Genomic DNA, 18,171 nt, shown 5'->3' on the forward strand with positions numbered 1-18,171 from the left:
GTCCCGTGAAACTCCTGACTCACATCTCGTCCCAGTGTCAGGCCAGTCACGTCCCACGTCTCGCCGAGGAGCGCACGCTGCCTTCGCATCGTTTCTCCCGCCTCCCCGGACATGCCGCCCTACCGGTGCAGTCCTCACCAGGGCGTTCGTCGCCCATGCAGTCGTCCCCGCACGGCCTCACGCGGTTCAACACGCTGCCCGCGGCCGAGGCCGAGCGCGCTCTCCTGACCTGCTGCGGTTCACTCCACTGGGCCCACCGCCTCGTCGCCCACCGGCCCTACCCGGACCTCGGCGCGCTGCTCGCCGCGGCCGATGAGGCGGTCTACGACTTCGCGCCGGCCGACCTCGACGAGGCCCTGGCCCGCGAGACGCTCCCCCTGCCGCCGCACGGCTCGTACTCCGTCGCGCACACCGCGCTCGGCGCCGCGCACTGCGCGTACGAGAGCCGCTTCGGTCACGCGTTCGTGATCTGCCTCGACGGCTACGGGCCCGACGAGGCCCTCGACCAGCTTCTGGCCGGAATCCGGTCACGCCTTGGCAACGATCCCGAGGAGGAGCGCGTCCTGTCCTGGGACGAACTGCGCCGACTCGCCCGGGGACGACTCGCCCGGCTCGTACGGTCACTCGGCGCCCGTTCAGAGCCCCAGGAAGCGATAGACCCGCAGGAACCAGCGGATTCCGGGCGTCCCGACAGTGCATCCGATAGCCCGTACGTGGCTGTTTGATTGCCTGTTTGATCACACCGGCGGCCCCCGGGCGAGCGAGCCGACAACTCGTCGATACGATGACGAGCGGCCGGTGGACCGTACCCGGCCGGGCCCGACCGACAGAGAAGCCGGCGCGGCCCCAATCCCCGCTCCCGGAGGGTTCTTCCGTGCCGGCTGGAACGCTGTACCGCGGCCGGGAAGGCATGTGGTCGTGGGTGGCTCATCGAGTCACCGGTGTCCTCATTTTCTTCTTCCTGTTCGTACACGTCCTGGACACCGCTCTCGTCCGCGTCTCCCCCGAGTCGTACGACGACGTCGTTTCCACCTACAAGACGCCGATCGTCGCGCTCCTCGAGTACGGCCTCGTCGCCGCCATCCTCTTCCACGCGCTCAACGGCCTGCGTGTCATCGCCGTCGACTTCTGGTCGAAGGGGCCGCGCTACCAGAAGCAGATGCTCTGGACCGTCGTCGGCATCTGGGTCGTGCTGATGGTGGGCGCGCTCTACCCGGTCCTCGGCCACGCCGTCCGTGAACTCTTCGGGAGCTGACGCCAGACATGTCTGCTGACACCACCCCTGCGAAGACGCCCGGCGTCGGACCCGTCGAGGTCGTCGCCCTCTACGACGTCGACAACCCGGCCCCCGTCATCGAGGCCCCCCGCAAGCGCACCTCGAAGACCCCGCGCTCGACGCGCGGCAACTTCGAGATGGCCGCATGGCTCTTCATGCGCCTGTCCGGCGTCGTCCTCGTCGTCCTGGTCCTCGGCCACCTGCTCATCCAGCTCGTCCTCGACGGCGGCGTGAGCAAGATCGGCTTCGCGTTCGTCGCGGGCCGCTGGGCCTCGCCGTTCTGGCAGGGCTGGGACCTCCTGATGCTGTGGCTGGCGATGCTGCACGGCGCGAACGGCCTGCGTACGGTCATCAACGACTACGCCGAGCGCCCGAACACGCGCCTGTGGCTGAAGGGCCTCCTGTACACCGCCACGGTGTTCACGATCCTGCTGGGCACGCTGGTGATCTTCACCTTCGACCCGAACATCCGATAGGCACGGGGCTGAGGTAACCACTCATGAAGATCCACAAGTACGACACCGTCATCGTCGGCGCCGGCGGCGCGGGCATGCGCGCGGCCATCGAGTCGACGAAGCGCAGCCGCACCGCCGTCCTGACGAAGCTCTACCCCACCCGCTCCCACACGGGCGCGGCGCAGGGCGGCATGGCCGCCGCGCTCGCCAACGTGGAAGAGGACAACTGGGAGTGGCACACCTTCGACACGATCAAGGGCGGTGACTACCTGGTCGACCAGGACGCCGCCGAGATCCTCGCGAAGGAGGCCATCGACTCCGTCCTCGACCTGGAGAAGATGGGCCTGCCGTTCAACCGCACCCCGGACGGCACCATCGACCAGCGCCGCTTCGGCGGCCACTCGCGCAACCACGGCGAGGCCCCGGTCCGCCGGTCCTGCTACGCCGCGGACCGCACCGGCCACATGATCCTTCAGACGCTGTATCAGAACTGCGTGAAGGAGGGCGTGGAGTTCTTCAACGAGTTCTACGTCCTGGACCAGCTCATCACCGAGATCGACGGGGTCAAGCACTCCGCCGGTGTCGTCGCGTACGAGCTGGCGACCGGCGAGATCCACATCTTCCAGGCCAAGTCGGTCATCTACGCCTCGGGCGGCACCGGCAAGTTCTTCAAGGTGACGTCGAACGCGCACACCCTGACCGGTGACGGCCAGGCGGCCTGCTACCGGCGCGGTCTGCCGCTGGAGGACATGGAGTTCTTCCAGTTCCACCCGACCGGCATCTGGCGCATGGGCATCCTTCTCACGGAGGGCGCCCGCGGTGAGGGCGGCATCCTCCGCAACAAGGACGGCGAGCGCTTCATGGAGAAGTACGCGCCCGTCATGAAGGACCTCGCGTCCCGTGACGTCGTGTCCCGCTCCATCTACACGGAGATCCGTGAGGGCCGCGGCTGCGGTCCCGAGGGCGACCACGTCTACCTCGACCTCACGCACCTCCCGCCGGAGCAGCTCGACGCCAAGCTCCCGGACATCACGGAGTTCGCGCGCACGTACCTCGGCATCGAGCCCTACACGGACCCGATCCCGATCCAGCCGACCGCGCACTACGCCATGGGCGGCATCCCGACGAACGTCGAGGGTGAGGTCCTCTCGGACAACACCACCGTCGTCCCCGGTCTGTACGCCGCCGGCGAGGTCGCCTGCGTGTCCGTGCACGGCGCCAACCGCCTCGGCACCAACTCGCTGCTCGACATCAACGTCTTCGGACGTCGTGCGGGCATCGCGGCCGCCGAGTACTCGGCCAAGAACGACTACGTGGCGCTCCCGGAGAACCCGGAGTCCCTCGTCGTCGAGACCGTCGAGCGCCTGCGCAACTCCACGGGCACCGAGCGCGTAGCGGTGATCCGCAACGAGCTCCAGGAGTGCATGGACGCCAACGTGATGGTGTTCCGCACCGAGCAGACGATCAAGACGGCGGTCGAGAAGATCGCCGAGCTGCGCGAGCGGTACAAGAACGTCTCGATCCAGGACAAGGGCAAGCGGTTCAACACCGACCTCCTGGAGGCCATCGAGCTGGGCAACCTACTCGACCTGGCCGAGGTCATGGCGACCTCCGCCCTGGCGCGCAAGGAGTCCCGCGGCGGCCACTACCGCGAGGACTTCCCGAACCGCGACGACGTCAACTTCATGCGCCACACCATGGCGTACCGCGAGGTCGGCGACGACGGCTCCGAGTCCATCCGTCTGGACTACAAGCCGGTCGTCCAGACCCGCTACCAGCCGATGGAGCGTAAGTACTGATGGCTACCCCGACCATGGACAAGCTCGAGGCTCTCGAGGCGGACAACGGCTCGCACCTCATCACGGTCACCTTCCGCATCCGCCGGTTCAACCCGGAGGTCTCCGCGGACGCGGTCTGGGAGGACTTCCAGCTCGACATCGATCCGAAGGAGCGCGTCCTCGACGCCCTCCACAAGATCAAGTGGGAGCTCGACGGCTCGCTGACCTTCCGGCGCTCCTGCGCGCACGGCATCTGCGGCTCGGATGCCATGCGCATCAACGGCCGCAACCGCCTGGCCTGCAAGACGCTGATCAAGGACATCAGCCCGGAGAAGCCGATCACGGTCGAGGCCATCAAGGGCCTCACGGTCCTCAAGGACCTCGTGGTCGACATGGACCCGTTCTTCCAGGCGTACCGGGACGTCATGCCGTTCCTGATCACGACGGGCAACGAGCCGACGCGTGAGCGTCTGCAGTCCGCCGAGGACCGCGAGCGCTTCGACGACACGACCAAGTGCATCCTGTGCGCCGCGTGCACGTCCTCGTGCCCGGTGTTCTGGAACGACGGCCAGTACTTCGGCCCGGCGGCGATCGTCAACGCGCACCGCTTCATCTTCGACTCGCGTGACGAGGCGGGCGAGCAGCGCCTGGAGATCCTCAACGACAAGGACGGCGTGTGGCGTTGCCGCACGACGTTCAACTGCACGGACGCCTGCCCGCGCGGTATCGAGGTCACCAAGGCGATCCAGGAAGTCAAGCGCGCGCTGATCACGCGCCGCTACTGACCTTCCCGGTCGTACATCCCGCACAACCCTGAGGGCCCCGCTTCCGGTTTCGCACCGGGGGCGGGGCCCTCGGTGCGTCACGGGCCTGCTGTCACGGGCCTGCTGCCACAGGGCGCTCGAAGAACGTCTCCAGGGCCACCGTCGCCTGTGTTCCGCTGACGCCCTCGATCGCGTACAACCGCCGCAGTACGTCCTGGAGTTGCTGCGTGGTCTGCGTGCGCACCTTCACCAGGACCGAAGCACTGCCGGCGATCACGTGCGCCTCCTGGATCTCGGGGATCGCGGCGAACTCCCCAGCCGACTCGCCCATCCAGGACGACGACTCGACCATCACGAAGGCGAGCACGCCCTGCCCGAGCGCGGCCGGGTCCACGTCGACGGTCGTCCTCCGGATCACGCCCCGCTCGCGCAGCTTGCGCACCCGCTCGTGGGCCGCGCCCGCCGAGAGGCCGACCTCCTTGCCGAGCGCCGCGTACGCCGTCGTCGCGTCCCGCTGAAGCAGCGCGACCAGCTTCCGGTCCATGTCATCCACAGCCACTGTGCCCCACTCCCGCTCTCACTCCGCTTCTCGCTCTCACTCCGCCGACCATGGCGTAACCGTATCCCGTTCTGCCATAGTCCCGTACGACAGGATGTCATTCGGCCTACAGTTCTTGGGGGATAATCATGTCTGGCCAGAACCAGCCCAGCGTGTACGAGATTCTGGACGAGCGCTTCCGCACCGGACGGTGCGCCTTCGGGGACGACAGCCTCACCACCCTGCACACGGGCAGCCGTTGGGCCGAAGGCCCCGTCTACCTGCCCGCCTGGCGTCAGCTCATCTGGAGCGACATCCCCAACGACCGCCTGCTGCGCTGGGACGAACTGACCGGCGCGGTCAGCCTCTTCCGCGCCCCCGCCGGGCACACCAACGGCAACACCCTCGACCGCGAGGGACGCCTCATCAGCGCGGAGCAGGGCGGCCGCCGCGTCACCCGCACCGAGGCCGACGGGCGCGTCACCGTCCTCGCCGACCGCTTCGAGGGCAAGCGGCTCAACAGCCCGAACGACGCGGTGGTGCGCTCCGACGGCTCGGTCTGGTTCTCCGACCCGGACTTCGGGATCACCAGCGACTACGAGGGCTTCCGCGCCGAGTCCGAGATCGGCGCCAACAACGTCTACCGGATCGACCCCGCCACCGGCCAGGTGCGCCAGGTCGCCGACGGCTTCGGGGCGCCGAACGGCCTCGTCTTCTCGCCCGACGAGCGGCAGCTGTACGTCTCCGACACCCGGGCCGGATGCATCCGCGTCTTCGACGTACTCGACGACGGCGACAGCCTGAGCGACGGCAAGGTCTTCGCCGAGACCAGCGGCGACGACGGTCGCTTCGACAACATCCGCTTCGACGACGGCGGACGGCTGTGGGCCGCCGCCATGCACGGCGGCGTGCACTGCTACGACCCGGACGGCACGCGGATCGGCCGCATCAACGTCCCGGAGCCGGTCTCGAACATCGCGTTCGGCGGCCCCAAGAACAACATCCTGTTCATCACGGCGACGACCTCCCTGTACTCCCTGATGACGTCCGTGACCGGCGCGCCACGTATCCGCCGCTGACGATGTGCCGTCCGGTTCGCTCCGGACATGGCTAATCTGACGGAATGTCACTTGAGCTAGAGCTGCTCGGCTTCGACAACGTGCTGTTCCCCGTCGGCGATCTCGGCGAGGCGGTCTCCTTCTACGAGCGGGCCGGTTTCCGTGTGAAGTTCCGCCTCGACGAGGCCGGGATCGCGCTCCTCGAAGCCGGCAAGGAGACACCCGGCGTACTCCTGCGCGCGGAGGAGGACTTCGGCCGCCGGCCGCCTCCCTGGCCGGGCCCGCGCGTATGGCTTGAGGTGCGCGACGCCAAGGCCGCCGCCCGCGCACTGACGGAAGCCGGGATCCCGTCCATCGACCCGCCGTTCTCGACCTCCACCGGCTACGTCGTGGAGATCGCGGACCCTTGGGGCAACGTCATCGGCCTCACGGACTATCTCAAGCGCCCTGAACTGGCAAGGAGTTGATGCCCGGGTTCACCGATCCCCGCTGATCCCGCCCGACTCCGGCGTCGGCCGACCCTCGCTTGAACATGTTCAAAAACAAGTCTAGAGTCCTTCTCGACAGCGTTTTTGAACGCGTTCAAGGAGGGGTGGGGAAATGGACCTCACAGTCGTTGCATACGTCGTCTACCTCGTCGTCAGCATCAGCCTGACCATCTGGGTGGCGCGCACCCTGAGCCGTAACGGGAAGATCTTCCTCGCCGACGTGCTGCACGGGAACGAGAAGCTCGCGGACGCCGTCAACCACCTGCTGGTGGTCGGCTTCTACCTCGTCAACCTCGGCTTCGTGGCGCTCTACCTGAGCGGGGACGACACCATCGCCGACACCCGCGGCATCTTCGAGGCCCTGTCGACGAAGCTCGGCGTGGTGCTCCTCGTGCTCGGCGTCATGCACCTGGGGAACGTGTGGGTGCTCAACAAGATCCGGCGGCGGGGCGTGATGGAGCGGGAGCAGCAGCCGCCCGTTCCCCCGCAGGGCTGGGCCGCGCCGCCGGTGGCCGGGGCGTGACGGCGATGAGCGAGGTCGCGGACCGGGGCACCACGGGGGCCCCGGTCCGCCGGCTCGTCCTCCTCTACGACGCCCAGTGCCCGCTCTGCACGTTCCTGCGGAACTGGCTCGCCCGGCAGCGGCAGCTCGTCCCGCTCGACCTGGTGCCTGCCGGTTCCGAAGAGGCCCGGCGCCGCTGCCCCGGGATCGACCACGTCTCCACGCTCTCGGAGATCACGCTCGTCGGCGACAGCGGCCAGATCTACCGGGGTCCCGCCGCCTGGGTCGTCACCCTGTGGGCCCTGTCCGAGTACCGGCCCCTGTCCCACAAGTTCAGCACCCCCGCGGGCGCCCGGCTGGCGCGCGCAGCGGTCCTCGGCGCCGCCAAGTACCGCCAGGCCCACCGGGACCAGCAGGTCAGGAAGGCCGGCGGCGGCGCGTACCGCAGGGCGGACGGCTGGACTTACGACCGCGTCGACGGCTGGACCTACTACGGCCCCGCGGCCTGCGACAGTGGCTGCCACGTGCCCGATTAGGCTCTGAGCGTGCCAGCAGAGAAAGAGACCCCCGACAGCGCTGCGAAGAGTCCTGCCACGAGCCCCGCCGCGAGCTCCGCGAAAAGTCCCGCCAAGAGTGAGCAGACGCGGGCGCTGATCCTGGAGACCGCGATGCGGATGTTCCGGGAGCGGGGCTACGACAAGACGACGATGCGGGCCATCGCCAAGGAGGCGGGGGTCTCCGTCGGCAACGCGTACTACTACTTCGCCGGCAAGGAACACCTCATCCAGGGGTTCTACGACCAGATCGCCGCGGAGCACCGGGCGGCCGTCCGACCCGTGCTCGACCGGGAGACCGACCTGGAGAAGCGGCTCGCCGGGGTGCTGCGCGCCTGGCTGGACATCGCGGAGCCGTACCACGAGTTCGCGGCCCAGTTCTTCAAGACCGCCGCGGACCCGACCAGCCCGCTCAGCCCCTTCTCGCCCGAGTCGGAGCACGCCCGCGAGACGGCGATCGACGTCCACCGCGAGGTGCTGGCCGGCTCGAAGGCGAAGGTCCCGGCCGAACTCGCGGCGATCCTGCCGGAGTTGATGTGGCTCTCCCAGATGGGGCTCGTCCTGTACTGGGTCTTCGACAGCTCCGAGGACCGGCAGCGCAGCCGGCGCCTCGCCGAAAGGGGGGCACGCCTGACGACGCGCGGGGTCGCCCTCGCCCGGTTCCGGGTGCTTCGGCCGCTCGTCCTCGAGGTGCACGAGCTGTTCACCGACTTCCTGCCGGGGATGACGGAGGCGTCTACGGCGGCTCGGGAGAAGGGGAACGGGGCGGGGAACGGGGCGGGCTGATCTTCGGGGGCTGGGGCTTCGGGGGTCGGCGGGGGTCTCTTACCTTTGGTTCATGCGCGGCTTGTACGGTCGCCTGATGCCCGGCTCCTCTTCATCGCCCCACGTCAGCCGTCGCGCCGCGCTCGCCCTCGGTCTCGGCGCCGCGGCCTCCGTCACCCTGCCAGGACAGCGCGCCGTGGCCGCGACACCCGCCGTCGGCGGGGAGCGGCTCGGCAGGTCCGGTGTGCAGGTGGCGTCCGGCGCGCCCCGGCTGCCGAGACTCGCCGCGAAGGCGTGGCTCGTCGCCGACCAGGACAGCGGCGACGTCCTCGCCTCGTACGACGCGCACCGCGCGCTGCCTCCGGCCTCGACGCTCAAGATGCTGTTCGCGGACACGGTCCTGCCGAAGTTCGGGCGGGCCTCGGTCCACAAGGTGACCGCCGCCGATCTCGCCGGGATCCCGTACGGCAGCAGCCTCGTCGGCGTCCAGGCCGGGACCTCGTACACCGTCGAGCAGCTGTGGCAGGGCGTGTTCCTGCGCTCCGGGAACGACGCGGTGCACGTGCTCGCCGGCATGAACGGCGGGGTGGGCGAGACCGTCCGCCAGATGCAGGCCCGCGCGAACGACCTCCAGGCGAACGACACGCATGTGGTCAGCCCCGACGGCTTCGACCACAAGGGGCAGGTGTCGTCGGCTTACGACCTGACGCTGTTCGCGCGCGCCGGGCTCAAGAACGAGGACTTCCGCGGCTACTGCGCCACGAAGACGGCCGACTTCCCGGCCGGGGGCAGGAAGACGTTCCAGATCCAGAACACGGACCGCCTCCTCACCGGGCAGGGCGTGGCCGCGTACCAGGGGCTCATCGGCGTGAAGAACGGCTACACGTCGCACGCCGGCAACACGTTCACCGGCGCGGCGACGCGTGGCGGGCGCACCCTGCTCGTCACCGTCATGCACCCCAGATCCGGGTACGAAGCGGTGTACGAGGAGACGGCGGCGCTGCTCGACTGGGGGTTCGCGGCGGCGGGCAAGGCGGATCCGGTCGGCACGCTCGTCACTCCGCTGAGCGAGCAGCCCAAGGGCGCGGCGGCGGCGAAGCCGCGTGCGGGGGCCGCGGGCGCGGGGGGCGCTCCCGCCGCGGCCGCCGTGACCATGTCTCGCACCGACGACTGGGCGTTCGGCGGCTCGGCTGCGGTGGCGGTGCTTGCGGGCGGAGGGCTGCTGGCGCTGCGGCGGCGAGGGCGGGAGCAGCCGAGTGGGCGCAGGCGGCGTCAGGACTGAGGGCCTTGGGATGCCCGTCAGGCTCGGCCGGGCGCGGCGCACGACGGCGACCTCAGGACCGGCGGCCGCCCGGGCCTGACTCCGCGGCCACCATCACGCGCCGCAGCAGGTCCGAGAGGACCTTGCGCTCCTTCGCGTCGAGGGCGCCGAGGACGCGGTGCTCCTCGCCGCCGAGCCGGTCCATCGCCTTGCGCCAGATCACACGGCCCTCGTCGGTCAGCGCCACGTCGACCCGGCGCCGGTCGGTCCTGGACGGCGTACGGACGACGAGGCCGCGGCGTTCGAGGCCGTCGAGGCGGCCGGTGACGGAGGCCGGGGCGAGGCCCAGGTCCGAGGCGAGTTCCGAGGGCGTCGCGCGGCCTTCGCGGCCCGCGAGCTTGTGCAGGGTGTCGTACTCGTAGCGCTCCAGGTCCACGTCCACCAGGGCCTGTTCGCGGACCTTGCGCAGATGCCGGGTGAGCTCGCCCGCGCGCGTGACCGCGCCCTCGATGTCCGGGTCGAGGCCCGGCATGACCGGCAGCCAGCGCGCCAGATGCCCATCGGTCCAGTCGCGTTCCATGAGGGCAGTCTAGGGCTGGATCCTTCGGCATCAGATATTTCGCTATCAGATATTTTGGTACCAGATCTTCCAGAGGCAAATATTTCGTTGACAAATAATTCGGCACCGAAATATATTCCTCGGCATGCCGCATCCCTTCCGGCACAACCCGGCCTTCCGCCGCTTCTTCCTCGGTCGCCTCCTCTCCCTGGTCGGCGACGCCGTCATCCCCTCCGCCCTCGCCCTCGCCGTACTGCACGCCACCGGCTCCGCCTCGGCGCTCGCGCTGGTCCTGGGCTGCGCGATGGTGCCGCGACTCGTCCTCCTCCCCTTGGGCGGCGTGATCGCCGACCGCTTCAACCCCCGCACCGTGGCCCTGACCACCGACCTCGTGCGCTGCGCCGGCCAGCTCTTCGTAGGCATCGAACTCCTCTCCGGGACACCGGAGTTGTGGCACATCGCGGTCGCCGAGGCGATCGGCGGCGCCGCCTCCGCCTTCGCCATGCCGACGCTCTCCTCGCTGATCGTCGGCATCGTCGACGAGAAGGACCGGCAGGCCGCCAACTCCGCGCTCGGCGTGGTCCGCAGCGCCACACTGGCGGGCGGTCCGGCCCTCGCCGGGGTGCTCGTCCTGACCGCGGGACCCGGGTGGGCGTTCGTCCTCGACGCCGCCTCGTTCGCCGTCAGCGCCGCCCTGCTCGCCACCCTGACGCTCAACCGCGCATCGGCACCCGGCGAGGAACACCGCTCTCTTCGGTCCGACCTCGTCGAGGGCTGGCACGAGGTGCGCTCGCGCGACTGGTACTGGACGAGCCTCGTCGCCCACGCCACCTGGAACGGCGCGGCGGCCGTGTTCGCCACCCTCGGACCGGCCGTCGCCGTCAAGGAACTGGGCGGCGACGGCGCCTGGATCGTGATCGCCCAGGCGGGCGCGGTCGGCCTGCTCCTCGGGTCACTCCTGTCCGGGCGGGCCCGCCCACGCCGCCCGATCCTCGTGGGCAACCTGGCTCTGACCACGTACGTCCTGCCGCTGGGGCTGCTCGCCCTGCACACCCCGGCCCCGGCGGTCGCCGCCGCGTTCGGCGTCGCCTCGGCCGGGCTCGGCTTCTTCAACCCCCTTTGGTCGACGGCGGTCCAGGCGGCCGTTCCCCAGGCGGTCCTCGCCCGCGTCACCTCGTACGACTGGCTGCTCTCGCTGGCCGCGATGCCCCTCGGCTACGTCCTCGCCCCGCTCGCCGCCGACGCCTGGGGCGAGGCGACCCCGCTGTGGATCGCGGCGGCGGCCGTGAGCCTGGCCTGCGTGGCCACGGCGGGGGTGCCCGGCGTTCGGCAGTTCACGCTGAACACCCCCGCCGACCCCCCGGGCAACGCCTCTGCCAACACCCTTGCCGCGGATGTCAGTTCACCAGATCCGCGCCGTCGTCCGTCAGCTCCACGTCGTACACCAGCGGACCGCCCCCGACGCTGATGTGGCGGGCGCGCGGCGCCACTCCGTGCGCCGTCACCGCCAGGACGTACGCCCCCGGCGCGGGCACCGACACGATGTACGAGCCGTCGGCGAGGGACGTGACGCGGTCGAGCTGGCGACCGCCCCTGGACACGAGGGTCACCGAGGCACCGTCCAAGGGGTCGCCGTCGGGGGTGCGCAGGAATCCGTGGACGACCGTGGCTCCGCCGGTACTGCTGCCCTCCATGGGCTCCGCGAGCTTGACGAGGCCGGCGCTTTCGATGGACTCGGTCGGCTGTGCGCCGGGCGGCGCGGCCGACGATTCGGCCGGCTCCACGGCCAGGTGCGGGAGCCGCCGCTCCAGCCAGTCCGGCAGCCACCAGTTGGATCGGCCGAGGAGATGCATCGCCGCCGGGACCAGCGCCGTACGCAGGATGAACGCGTCGAGCGCGACGGCCGCCGCCAGCCCGATGCCCGCCATCGCGCCCTCCATGTCGCCGCTCAGGACGAACGCCGAGAACACGCAGATCATGATGAGGGCAGCGCAGTTGATGACGCGGCTCGTCTCGGCGAGACCCACGCGCACGGCCCGCGCGTTGTCCCCGGTGTGCACCCACTCCTCGTGCATCCGGCTCACCAGGAACACCTGGTAGTCCATCGAGAGGCCGAACAGCAGCGACAACATGATCACCGGCAGGAACGCGGTGATCGGCCCCTCCTTTCCGATGCCGAGGAACTCCGTCCCCCAGCCCCACTGGAAGACCGCCACCAGGACACCGAACGACGCGGCCGCCGCGATGAGGTTCATCAGCGCGGCCGTCAGCGGCACGACGAGCGAGCGGAACGCGATCAGGAGCAGCAGGAAACCGAGCCCGATGATGGCGCCCACGAAGTAGGGCAGCCGGTCGCCGGTCACCGACGCGAAGTCCTTGAAGACGGCCGTCACCCCGCCGACGTGCGCCTCGACACCGGCCTCGGGGATCACGTCGTCCCGCAGCCGGTCGATGAGCCGGTCCGTCCCGACGGACTGCGGGGACGTCTCCGGCACGACCTGGATGACAGTGACGCCCTCGACGGGCGGGGCCGCGGCGGCCTGCGCGACGTCGTCCGTCGCGCGGATCGTCCTGACCAGCTCCGTGGTGTCGGCGCCGCCCGGCACGACGACCTGAAGGGGCCCGTTGAAGCCGGGCCCGAAGCCCTCCGCGAGCAGGTCGTACGCCTGCCTGGTCGTCGTCGACTCCTGGTTGTTGCCCTGGTCGGTGGCGCCGAGCCGCAGCGACAGTACGGGCAGCGCGAGCACCGCCATGACGACCAGCGCCGTCGCCGCGATCGCGCGCGGACGCCTTTGCACATACGCCGACCAGCGCGCCGCGGGACCGCTCGCCTCGGCGGGATCGGGCCCCGCCGCCGCGAGCTTCCGCCGCTGCTTGCTGCTGAGGACACGCGGGCCGAGCAGGCCGAGGAGTGCGGGGAGCAGGGTGATCGCCGCCAGGACGCTGAGCACGACCGTGAGGGACGTGGCGATGACGACACCGTCCAGGAAGCGCAGGTTCATCACCAGCATTCCGGCGAGCGCGATGCACACGGTGCCACCCGCGAACAGGACGGCGCGCCCCGACGTGTTGAGGGCCCGCACCGCCGACTCCTCAGGGTCGAGCCCCCGCTGGATGCCGCGCCGGTGCCGGGTGACGATGAAGAGCGCGTAGTCGATGCCGACGCCGAGACCGATCAACGAGCCGAGCAGCGGGGCCACTTCGGGCACGTTCGTCACGTGACTGAGCAGCATCGTCGCCATCATGCCGCTGCCCACACCCATGATCGCCACGACGATCGGCAGCAGCATCGCGAAGAGCGAACCGAAGGCCAGGAAGAGCACGACGGCCGCCGCCGCGATGCCGACCACCTCGGAGACACCGGTGGGCGGCTCCTGGATACGGGTGATGGCCTGGCCGCCCAACTCGACCTGAAGGCCGTCGCTTTCGGCGCCCTGAGCCGTGTCGACGACCTTCTGGACCAGGTCCTTGGGGACCTCGTTCGCCTGGCCGGTGAAGGTGATCTGCGCGTAGGCGGTACGGCCGTCCCGGCTGATCTGCGCGGCGCCGTTCTTCTCGTAGGGGCCCGCGACCCGGCCGATGCCCCGCATGCCGGCGATCTCCTTCAGCGCGGGCTCGATCCGGGACCGTACGGCCGAGTCCGTCACCGGCCCCTGGTCACCGGACGACCGCCATACCACGGTGTCCGTGTCGCCCGAGCTCTGCGGGAACGCCTTCGTCATCAGGTCGTACGCCTGCTTGGAGTCCGTGTCGGGGAGGGAGAACACGTTCGAGTAGTCGGTCCCCGCCGAGGTGCCCGCGGCCCCGAGGCCGAACAGCGCCCCCACCCACAGCACCAGGACCACCAGGCGGTGCCGGTAGCACCACCGTGCCAATGCCGTCACGTTTGCCACTCCTTCGGTCTTCGTCGCCGGGAGCGCGGCCACAACTGCGGCGCGGGCTCCGCGGGTTCCCCCGGGCCTGCCTCGGCCTCAGCATCCGTGGGCGCGGGCGCACGGCGGCACGGCGCGGCCATGACTCTCAAGGAACTCCAAGGGGCGGGCCGGGCTGAGCGGGGGCGGGCGCGCCGATACTGGACTTATGAACGCTGGGGGTATGAACGGTGGGCCTGCGGACGCTGCGCATGCGGACGGTGGGGATGCTGGGCCTGCGAACGCTGCGCATGCCGGGCCCGCGAACGGTGCACATGGTGGGCCCGCGAACGGTGCACATGGTGGGCCTGCGAACGGTGCGCATGGTGGGCCTGCGAGCAACGGGTCTGCACACGAATCGGAGCGCCCCGCCGGAGCCACCGTGCTCATCGTCGAGGACGAACCGAGCATCGCCGACGTCCTGGCGATAACCCTGCGCTACCACCGCTTCGAGGTCATGACCGCGGGCACCGTCCGCGAGGCCCTCGCCCTCGCCACGCGCACCCGGCCCGACGCCGCGCTCCTCGACGTGATGCTGCCGGACGGCGACGGCCGGGCCCTCGGGCGCGAACTTCGGGCGCGCAGGCCCGATATGGCTCTCGTCTTCCTGACCGCGCGCGACGCCCCCGCCGAGATCGTGGGCGCGCTCGGCTTCGGCGACGACTACATCACCAAGCCGTTCAACATCGACGAGGTCGTGGCCAGGCTGGGCGCCGTCCTGCGCCGCACCCGGCCCGCCGACGTCCTGCCCGAACGCCCGCCGCTGCGCTACGGCGACCTCGAACTCGACGAGACCGCCTACACCGTCCACCGCTCGGGCCGCACGGTCCAGCTCACCCCCACCGAGTACGCGCTCCTGCGCTTCCTCGTGCGCAACGGCGGCCGCGTCGTGCCCAAGGAACAACTCCTGCGTCACGTATGGCAGTACGAGCACACCGCCGAGTCGACCGTCGTCGAGACGTACATCAGCTACCTGCGGCGCAAACTCGAAGCGCTGGGACCGCCGTTGATCACGACGCGGCGGGGGGTCGGGGACGGGCTTGCGGGTGGGGCGTGAACGGGGCGCCGCGCCTGTGGGGCCGTGGCCGGGGCCGGCAAGTCTGCGGCCGGGGCGCGCGCGTGCGGAGTGGGCGGTTCCACTCCCTGCGCGCCAAGCTCACCCTCGTCAACGTCGCGCTGCTCGCCCTCGGCATCGTCGCCGCGACCGCCGTCAGCCTCATGGGGATGCGCCACTACCTCCTCGCGAACGTCGACGCCGAGCTGACCTCGTCACGCACCTCGCTCCAGCGCACCGGCCTCACCCTCAAACAGATCGAGTCGCTCAGCGAACTGGGCATCGCCCTCGACAAACTCTCCCCCGGCCCCAACTCGACGCACGCGGGCGCGAGTTCACTGCCGCGCAACGAAACCGTGTTCGTTGCCGTCGACCGGGCCGGCGCGCCCATCAACGTCGGCGCCCTGCGACCCACCGCCCGCCAGCGCGACCTCGCCTCCGCGGTCGACGACCCGAAGGCGCTCGCCACCGCCGACGAGCCGCGCGACGTCACCGTGCACGGCGACCCGTACCGCGCGGTGGGCGCCCGCCTCGCCGACGGCACGACCGTGCTGCTCGCCACCTCGACGGCCAACGTCCAGACCGGCATCCACAAGGCACTCAGGCTCGACATCGCCCTCGGCACGGGCCTGCTCGCTCTGCTCGCCGTCCTCACGATGATCGGCGTCAGCCACCGCATGCGGCCCCTCGAAGACATGGTCGAGACCGCGTCGGCCATCGCCGACGGCGACTTCGCCCGGCGCGTACCGCCGCACCACGACACCGCCCTGGAGGTCGAACAGCTGCGGCTCGCCCTCAACTCCATGCTCCACCAGGTCGAGACGGCCTTCGAGACCCGCGAGCGCAGCTCCGCGCAACTGCGGCGGTTCGTCGCGGACGCCTCCCACGAACTGCGCACACCACTGGCGGCGATCCGCGGCTACCTCCAGCTCTACGACAAGGGGATGCTCCGCGACCCGGCGGAACGCACCCGCGCCCTGGGCCGCGTCCACGCCGAGGCCGACCGCATGGGCCGCCTCGTCGACGAGCTCCTCACCCTGGCCCGCCTCGACCAGGGACCCGAACTGCGCCTGCGGAACGTCGATCTGAGCCGGCTGGTCCGCGAGGCGACCGACGACCTGCGCGTGCAGCAGCCGGACCGGCCGGTCCAGGTCACCGCGGACGGCGCGCTGCTCGTCCGCGCCGACGAGTCGGGCCTGCGCCAGGTCCTGGGGAACCTTCTCGCCAACGTACGCACCCACACACCGGAGGACGCCCCCGTCAGCGTCACGCTCGAACGCGCGGACGGTACGGTCCGGCTGAGCGTGGCCGACGAGGGGCCCGGACTCGCCGAGGAGGACGCGGCACGGATCTTCGACCGCTTCTTCCGGGCGGGCGGCGGCGCGGGCAGCGGTCTGGGCCTGGCGATCGTGGAGGGGGTGGTGTCGGCCCACGGCGGAGAGGTGTCCGTGCGAACGGCTCCGGGGGCGGGGGTGCGGGTGACGGTGGTGCTGCCTGCGGGCGAGGGACCTGTGGGCGAAGGGCCTGTGGGCTCGGCTGTGGCTGACAGGGGTCCCGCCAGTGAGGTTCCCGTGCGTGGGGTTCCCGTGCGTGGGGTTCCCGTGCGTGGGGTTCACGCGAGTGAGGCCTCCTCGTCGGAGCCGGTCAGATCCAGCCGAGCTGCCACAGCCGGAACACCCCGGTCCCGTCCGACAGATACTGCCCGCCGGTGACGTCCTCCGTACTCAGCACGTACTCCTTGCGCTGCCACAGCGGGATGAGCGGAACGTCGCGCGCGACCGCCTCCTGAAGCTTGCGGAAGTCACCCATGGTGCGGCTGCGGTCCTCGTACTGCTGACTGGCCTGGATCAGGCCGTCGACCTCTTTACTGCTGTATCCGTTGTGCATCCCGGACCCGGTGCGCACCAACTGCGCGGTGAACGTGTCCGGATCAGGGAAGTCCGGCAGCCACCCGACCGCGTACGCGTCGAGCTTCCCGCTCGCGTACCGCGTCTGGAAGTCGGTCCACTCGTAGTAGCGCAGGCTCACCTTGAACAGCCCGCTCGCCTCCAGCTGCCGCTTGATCTCCTTCGCCTCGGACGCGGACGCGGCGCCGCGCGAGTACGCGAACTCGAAGCGGACCGGCGCGCTCACCCCGGCCTCCTGGAGCAGCGTGCGCGCACGGGCGGCGTCCGGCTTCGGATACGCGTCGAAGAACGCCGTCGTATGCCCGGTGATGCCGCGCGGGATCAGGGAGTAGAGGGAGTCGACGGTGCCTTGGTACGTCGAGGCGACCAGCCGGTCCCGGTCGAGGAGCGTGGCGAGGGCCTGCCGCACCCGTCTGTCGTGCAACGGGCGGCCGGTCCGCACATTGAGGACGAGATTGCGGGTCTCCGCGCTCTCGACCTCGGTGAGCCGCTCACCCTTGTCGCTCGGCGCGTACGAGGCGAGCAGCGCGGGCGGCAGCTGTCGCGCGGCGACGTCGACCGAACGGGCCTTCCACGCGGATTCAAGGGCGGCCGAGTCCTTGAAATAGCGCAGGGTGGTGGGCTTGCCGACGCTCTTGACGGCGCCCTGGTAGCGGGAGTTGGGGACGAGCTTCGCCTGCTTTCCCGGCGCGTACGAGCTGAGGCTGTAGGGACCGGTGCCGTCGACGCGGGTACGGGTGCGCAGGCTGTGCGCCGGGTACTGCGTGCTGTCGACGATGGAACCGGCGCCCGTGGCGACCTTGAACGGGAACGTCGCGTCGGGCGAGGACAACTGGAAGGTCACCGTCCGCGCCCCGCTCGTCTCGACCTTGCCGAGCGTGTCGAGCAGGGTCGACGGGCCCACCGGCGAGTCGATGGCCTTGACCCGGTCGAAGGAGAACTTCACGTCCTTGGCCGTGACCGCCCGACCACTCGGGAACGTCAGTCCGTCACGCAGCTCGCAACGGTACGTAACCAGCCCCTGGCCGACGAACCCGCAGTGCTTCGCGGCATCCGGCACGGGCGCGGCGCCACCCGCGTCGAACGTCAGGAGTGACTGGAACACGTTGCTGTACAGCGCCCACGATCCGGCGTCGTACGCACCGGCCGGATCGAGCGACGTCACGGCGTCGGTCGTCCCGACGGTGATCGTCTTCCCCGGCTCGTCCCGCTCCGGAAGCAACTGCCAGGCGCCGGCTCCGGCAGCGGCAAGCACCATGAACGTCGCAAAAATCCGCATGCGAATCGACCGCATCGCGCCC

At 70.4% G+C, this 18,171-nt stretch carries 18 protein-coding genes; 14 read left to right on the forward strand and 4 right to left on the reverse strand.

The window, feature by feature from the left end; all coding sequences use genetic code 11:
• Positions 1 to 155: 155 nt before the first annotated feature.
• The 5 genes from ACIPWY_RS28190 (at position 156) to ACIPWY_RS28210 (ending at position 4,294) form a co-directional block, all read left to right on the forward strand.
• Positions 156 to 725, forward strand: coding sequence for a 2-oxo-4-hydroxy-4-carboxy-5-ureidoimidazoline decarboxylase (locus ACIPWY_RS28190; RefSeq protein ID WP_362904366.1), 570 nt, complete (start codon positions 156 to 158; stop codon positions 723 to 725).
• A gap of 149 nt (positions 726 to 874) precedes the next feature.
• On the forward strand, positions 875 to 1,255 hold the full coding sequence (gene sdhC, locus ACIPWY_RS28195; RefSeq protein WP_100594758.1) for a succinate dehydrogenase, cytochrome b556 subunit: 381 nt from the start codon (positions 875 to 877) through the stop codon (positions 1,253 to 1,255).
• Positions 1,256 to 1,263: 8 nt separating this feature from the next.
• Complete coding sequence (locus tag ACIPWY_RS28200; protein WP_362904364.1) at positions 1,264 to 1,752, forward strand: succinate dehydrogenase hydrophobic membrane anchor subunit; 489 nt, start codon at positions 1,264 to 1,266, stop codon at positions 1,750 to 1,752.
• A gap of 23 nt (positions 1,753 to 1,775) precedes the next feature.
• On the forward strand, positions 1,776 to 3,530 hold the full coding sequence (gene sdhA, locus ACIPWY_RS28205) for a succinate dehydrogenase flavoprotein subunit (RefSeq protein ID WP_362904362.1): 1,755 nt from the start codon (positions 1,776 to 1,778) through the stop codon (positions 3,528 to 3,530).
• Complete coding sequence (locus ACIPWY_RS28210) at positions 3,530 to 4,294, forward strand: succinate dehydrogenase iron-sulfur subunit (RefSeq protein WP_100594761.1); 765 nt, start codon at positions 3,530 to 3,532, stop codon at positions 4,292 to 4,294. The genes sdhA and ACIPWY_RS28210 overlap by 1 nt, the downstream gene beginning before the upstream one ends.
• 91 nt (positions 4,295 to 4,385) lie before the next feature.
• Here the strand turns inward: ACIPWY_RS28210 and ACIPWY_RS28215 are convergent, their stop codons facing one another.
• Entirely contained in the window at positions 4,386 to 4,826 is a 441-nt protein-coding gene (locus ACIPWY_RS28215) for an Lrp/AsnC family transcriptional regulator (RefSeq protein ID WP_362904475.1), read from the reverse strand.
• A 134-nt stretch (positions 4,827 to 4,960) separates the two neighbouring features.
• Here ACIPWY_RS28215 and ACIPWY_RS28220 point away from each other — a divergent pair, with 134 nt between their 5' ends.
• From ACIPWY_RS28220 to ACIPWY_RS28245, 6 genes are all read left to right on the forward strand, one after another.
• The gene (locus ACIPWY_RS28220; RefSeq protein WP_393703500.1) at positions 4,961 to 5,890 is read left to right on the forward strand and encodes an SMP-30/gluconolactonase/LRE family protein; all 930 of its coding nucleotides are present in this window, start codon (positions 4,961 to 4,963) and stop codon (positions 5,888 to 5,890) included.
• A gap of 44 nt (positions 5,891 to 5,934) precedes the next feature.
• A complete protein-coding gene (locus tag ACIPWY_RS28225; protein WP_362904358.1) occupies positions 5,935 to 6,336 on the forward strand; it encodes a VOC family protein in 402 nt (133 codons plus the stop codon).
• 133 nt (positions 6,337 to 6,469) lie between these two features.
• Complete coding sequence (locus ACIPWY_RS28230) at positions 6,470 to 6,880, forward strand: hypothetical protein (RefSeq protein ID WP_362904356.1); 411 nt, start codon at positions 6,470 to 6,472, stop codon at positions 6,878 to 6,880.
• A gap of 5 nt (positions 6,881 to 6,885) precedes the next feature.
• On the forward strand, positions 6,886 to 7,395 hold the full coding sequence (locus ACIPWY_RS28235; RefSeq protein ID WP_362904473.1) for a DCC1-like thiol-disulfide oxidoreductase family protein: 510 nt from the start codon (positions 6,886 to 6,888) through the stop codon (positions 7,393 to 7,395).
• Positions 7,396 to 7,509: 114 nt separating this feature from the next.
• Positions 7,510 to 8,199 carry a TetR family transcriptional regulator gene (locus ACIPWY_RS28240; protein WP_362904471.1) on the forward strand — a complete coding sequence of 230 codons (690 nt, stop codon included), beginning with the start codon at positions 7,510 to 7,512 and terminating at the stop codon, positions 8,197 to 8,199.
• Positions 8,200 to 8,251: 52 nt separating this feature from the next.
• Complete coding sequence (locus ACIPWY_RS28245) at positions 8,252 to 9,460, forward strand: D-alanyl-D-alanine carboxypeptidase family protein (RefSeq protein WP_401535579.1); 1,209 nt, start codon at positions 8,252 to 8,254, stop codon at positions 9,458 to 9,460.
• Positions 9,461 to 9,512: 52 nt separating this feature from the next.
• On the opposite strand, the gene ACIPWY_RS28250 is transcribed toward ACIPWY_RS28245, so the two are convergent.
• Complete coding sequence (locus ACIPWY_RS28250; protein ID WP_362904352.1) at positions 9,513 to 10,019, reverse strand: MarR family transcriptional regulator; 507 nt, start codon at positions 10,017 to 10,019, stop codon at positions 9,513 to 9,515.
• Positions 10,020 to 10,143: 124 nt separating this feature from the next.
• Between ACIPWY_RS28250 and ACIPWY_RS28255 the strand changes: the two genes are divergently transcribed.
• A complete protein-coding gene (locus ACIPWY_RS28255) occupies positions 10,144 to 11,466 on the forward strand; it encodes an MFS transporter (protein ID WP_362904350.1) in 1,323 nt (440 codons plus the stop codon).
• Here ACIPWY_RS28255 and ACIPWY_RS28260 read toward each other — a convergent pair.
• Positions 11,396 to 13,873 (reverse strand): MMPL family transporter, encoded by a 2,478-nt coding sequence (locus ACIPWY_RS28260; RefSeq protein ID WP_401535697.1) that lies wholly within the window; start codon positions 13,871 to 13,873, stop codon positions 11,396 to 11,398. The two genes, ACIPWY_RS28255 and ACIPWY_RS28260, sit on opposite strands and share 71 nt — an antisense overlap.
• A 418-nt stretch (positions 13,874 to 14,291) precedes the next feature.
• Between ACIPWY_RS28260 and ACIPWY_RS28265 the strand changes: the two genes are divergently transcribed.
• Both ACIPWY_RS28265 and ACIPWY_RS28270 read left to right on the forward strand, forming a co-directional pair.
• The gene (locus ACIPWY_RS28265; RefSeq protein ID WP_401535582.1) at positions 14,292 to 14,966 is read left to right on the forward strand and encodes a response regulator transcription factor; all 675 of its coding nucleotides are present in this window, start codon (positions 14,292 to 14,294) and stop codon (positions 14,964 to 14,966) included.
• 62 nt (positions 14,967 to 15,028) lie between these two features.
• Positions 15,029 to 16,675 carry an ATP-binding protein gene (locus ACIPWY_RS28270; protein ID WP_401535584.1) on the forward strand — a complete coding sequence of 549 codons (1,647 nt, stop codon included), beginning with the start codon at positions 15,029 to 15,031 and terminating at the stop codon, positions 16,673 to 16,675.
• Here the strand turns inward: ACIPWY_RS28270 and ACIPWY_RS28275 are convergent.
• A complete protein-coding gene (locus tag ACIPWY_RS28275) occupies positions 16,608 to 18,164 on the reverse strand; it encodes an ABC transporter substrate-binding protein (protein WP_401535586.1) in 1,557 nt (518 codons plus the stop codon). The two genes, ACIPWY_RS28270 and ACIPWY_RS28275, sit on opposite strands and share 68 nt — an antisense overlap.
• Positions 18,165 to 18,171 lie beyond the last annotated feature (7 nt).

Origin of the sequence: Streptomyces sp. NPDC090032 (genome assembly GCF_044748025.1) — a bacterium.
Lineage (GTDB): Bacteria > Actinomycetota > Actinomycetes > Streptomycetales > Streptomycetaceae > Streptomyces.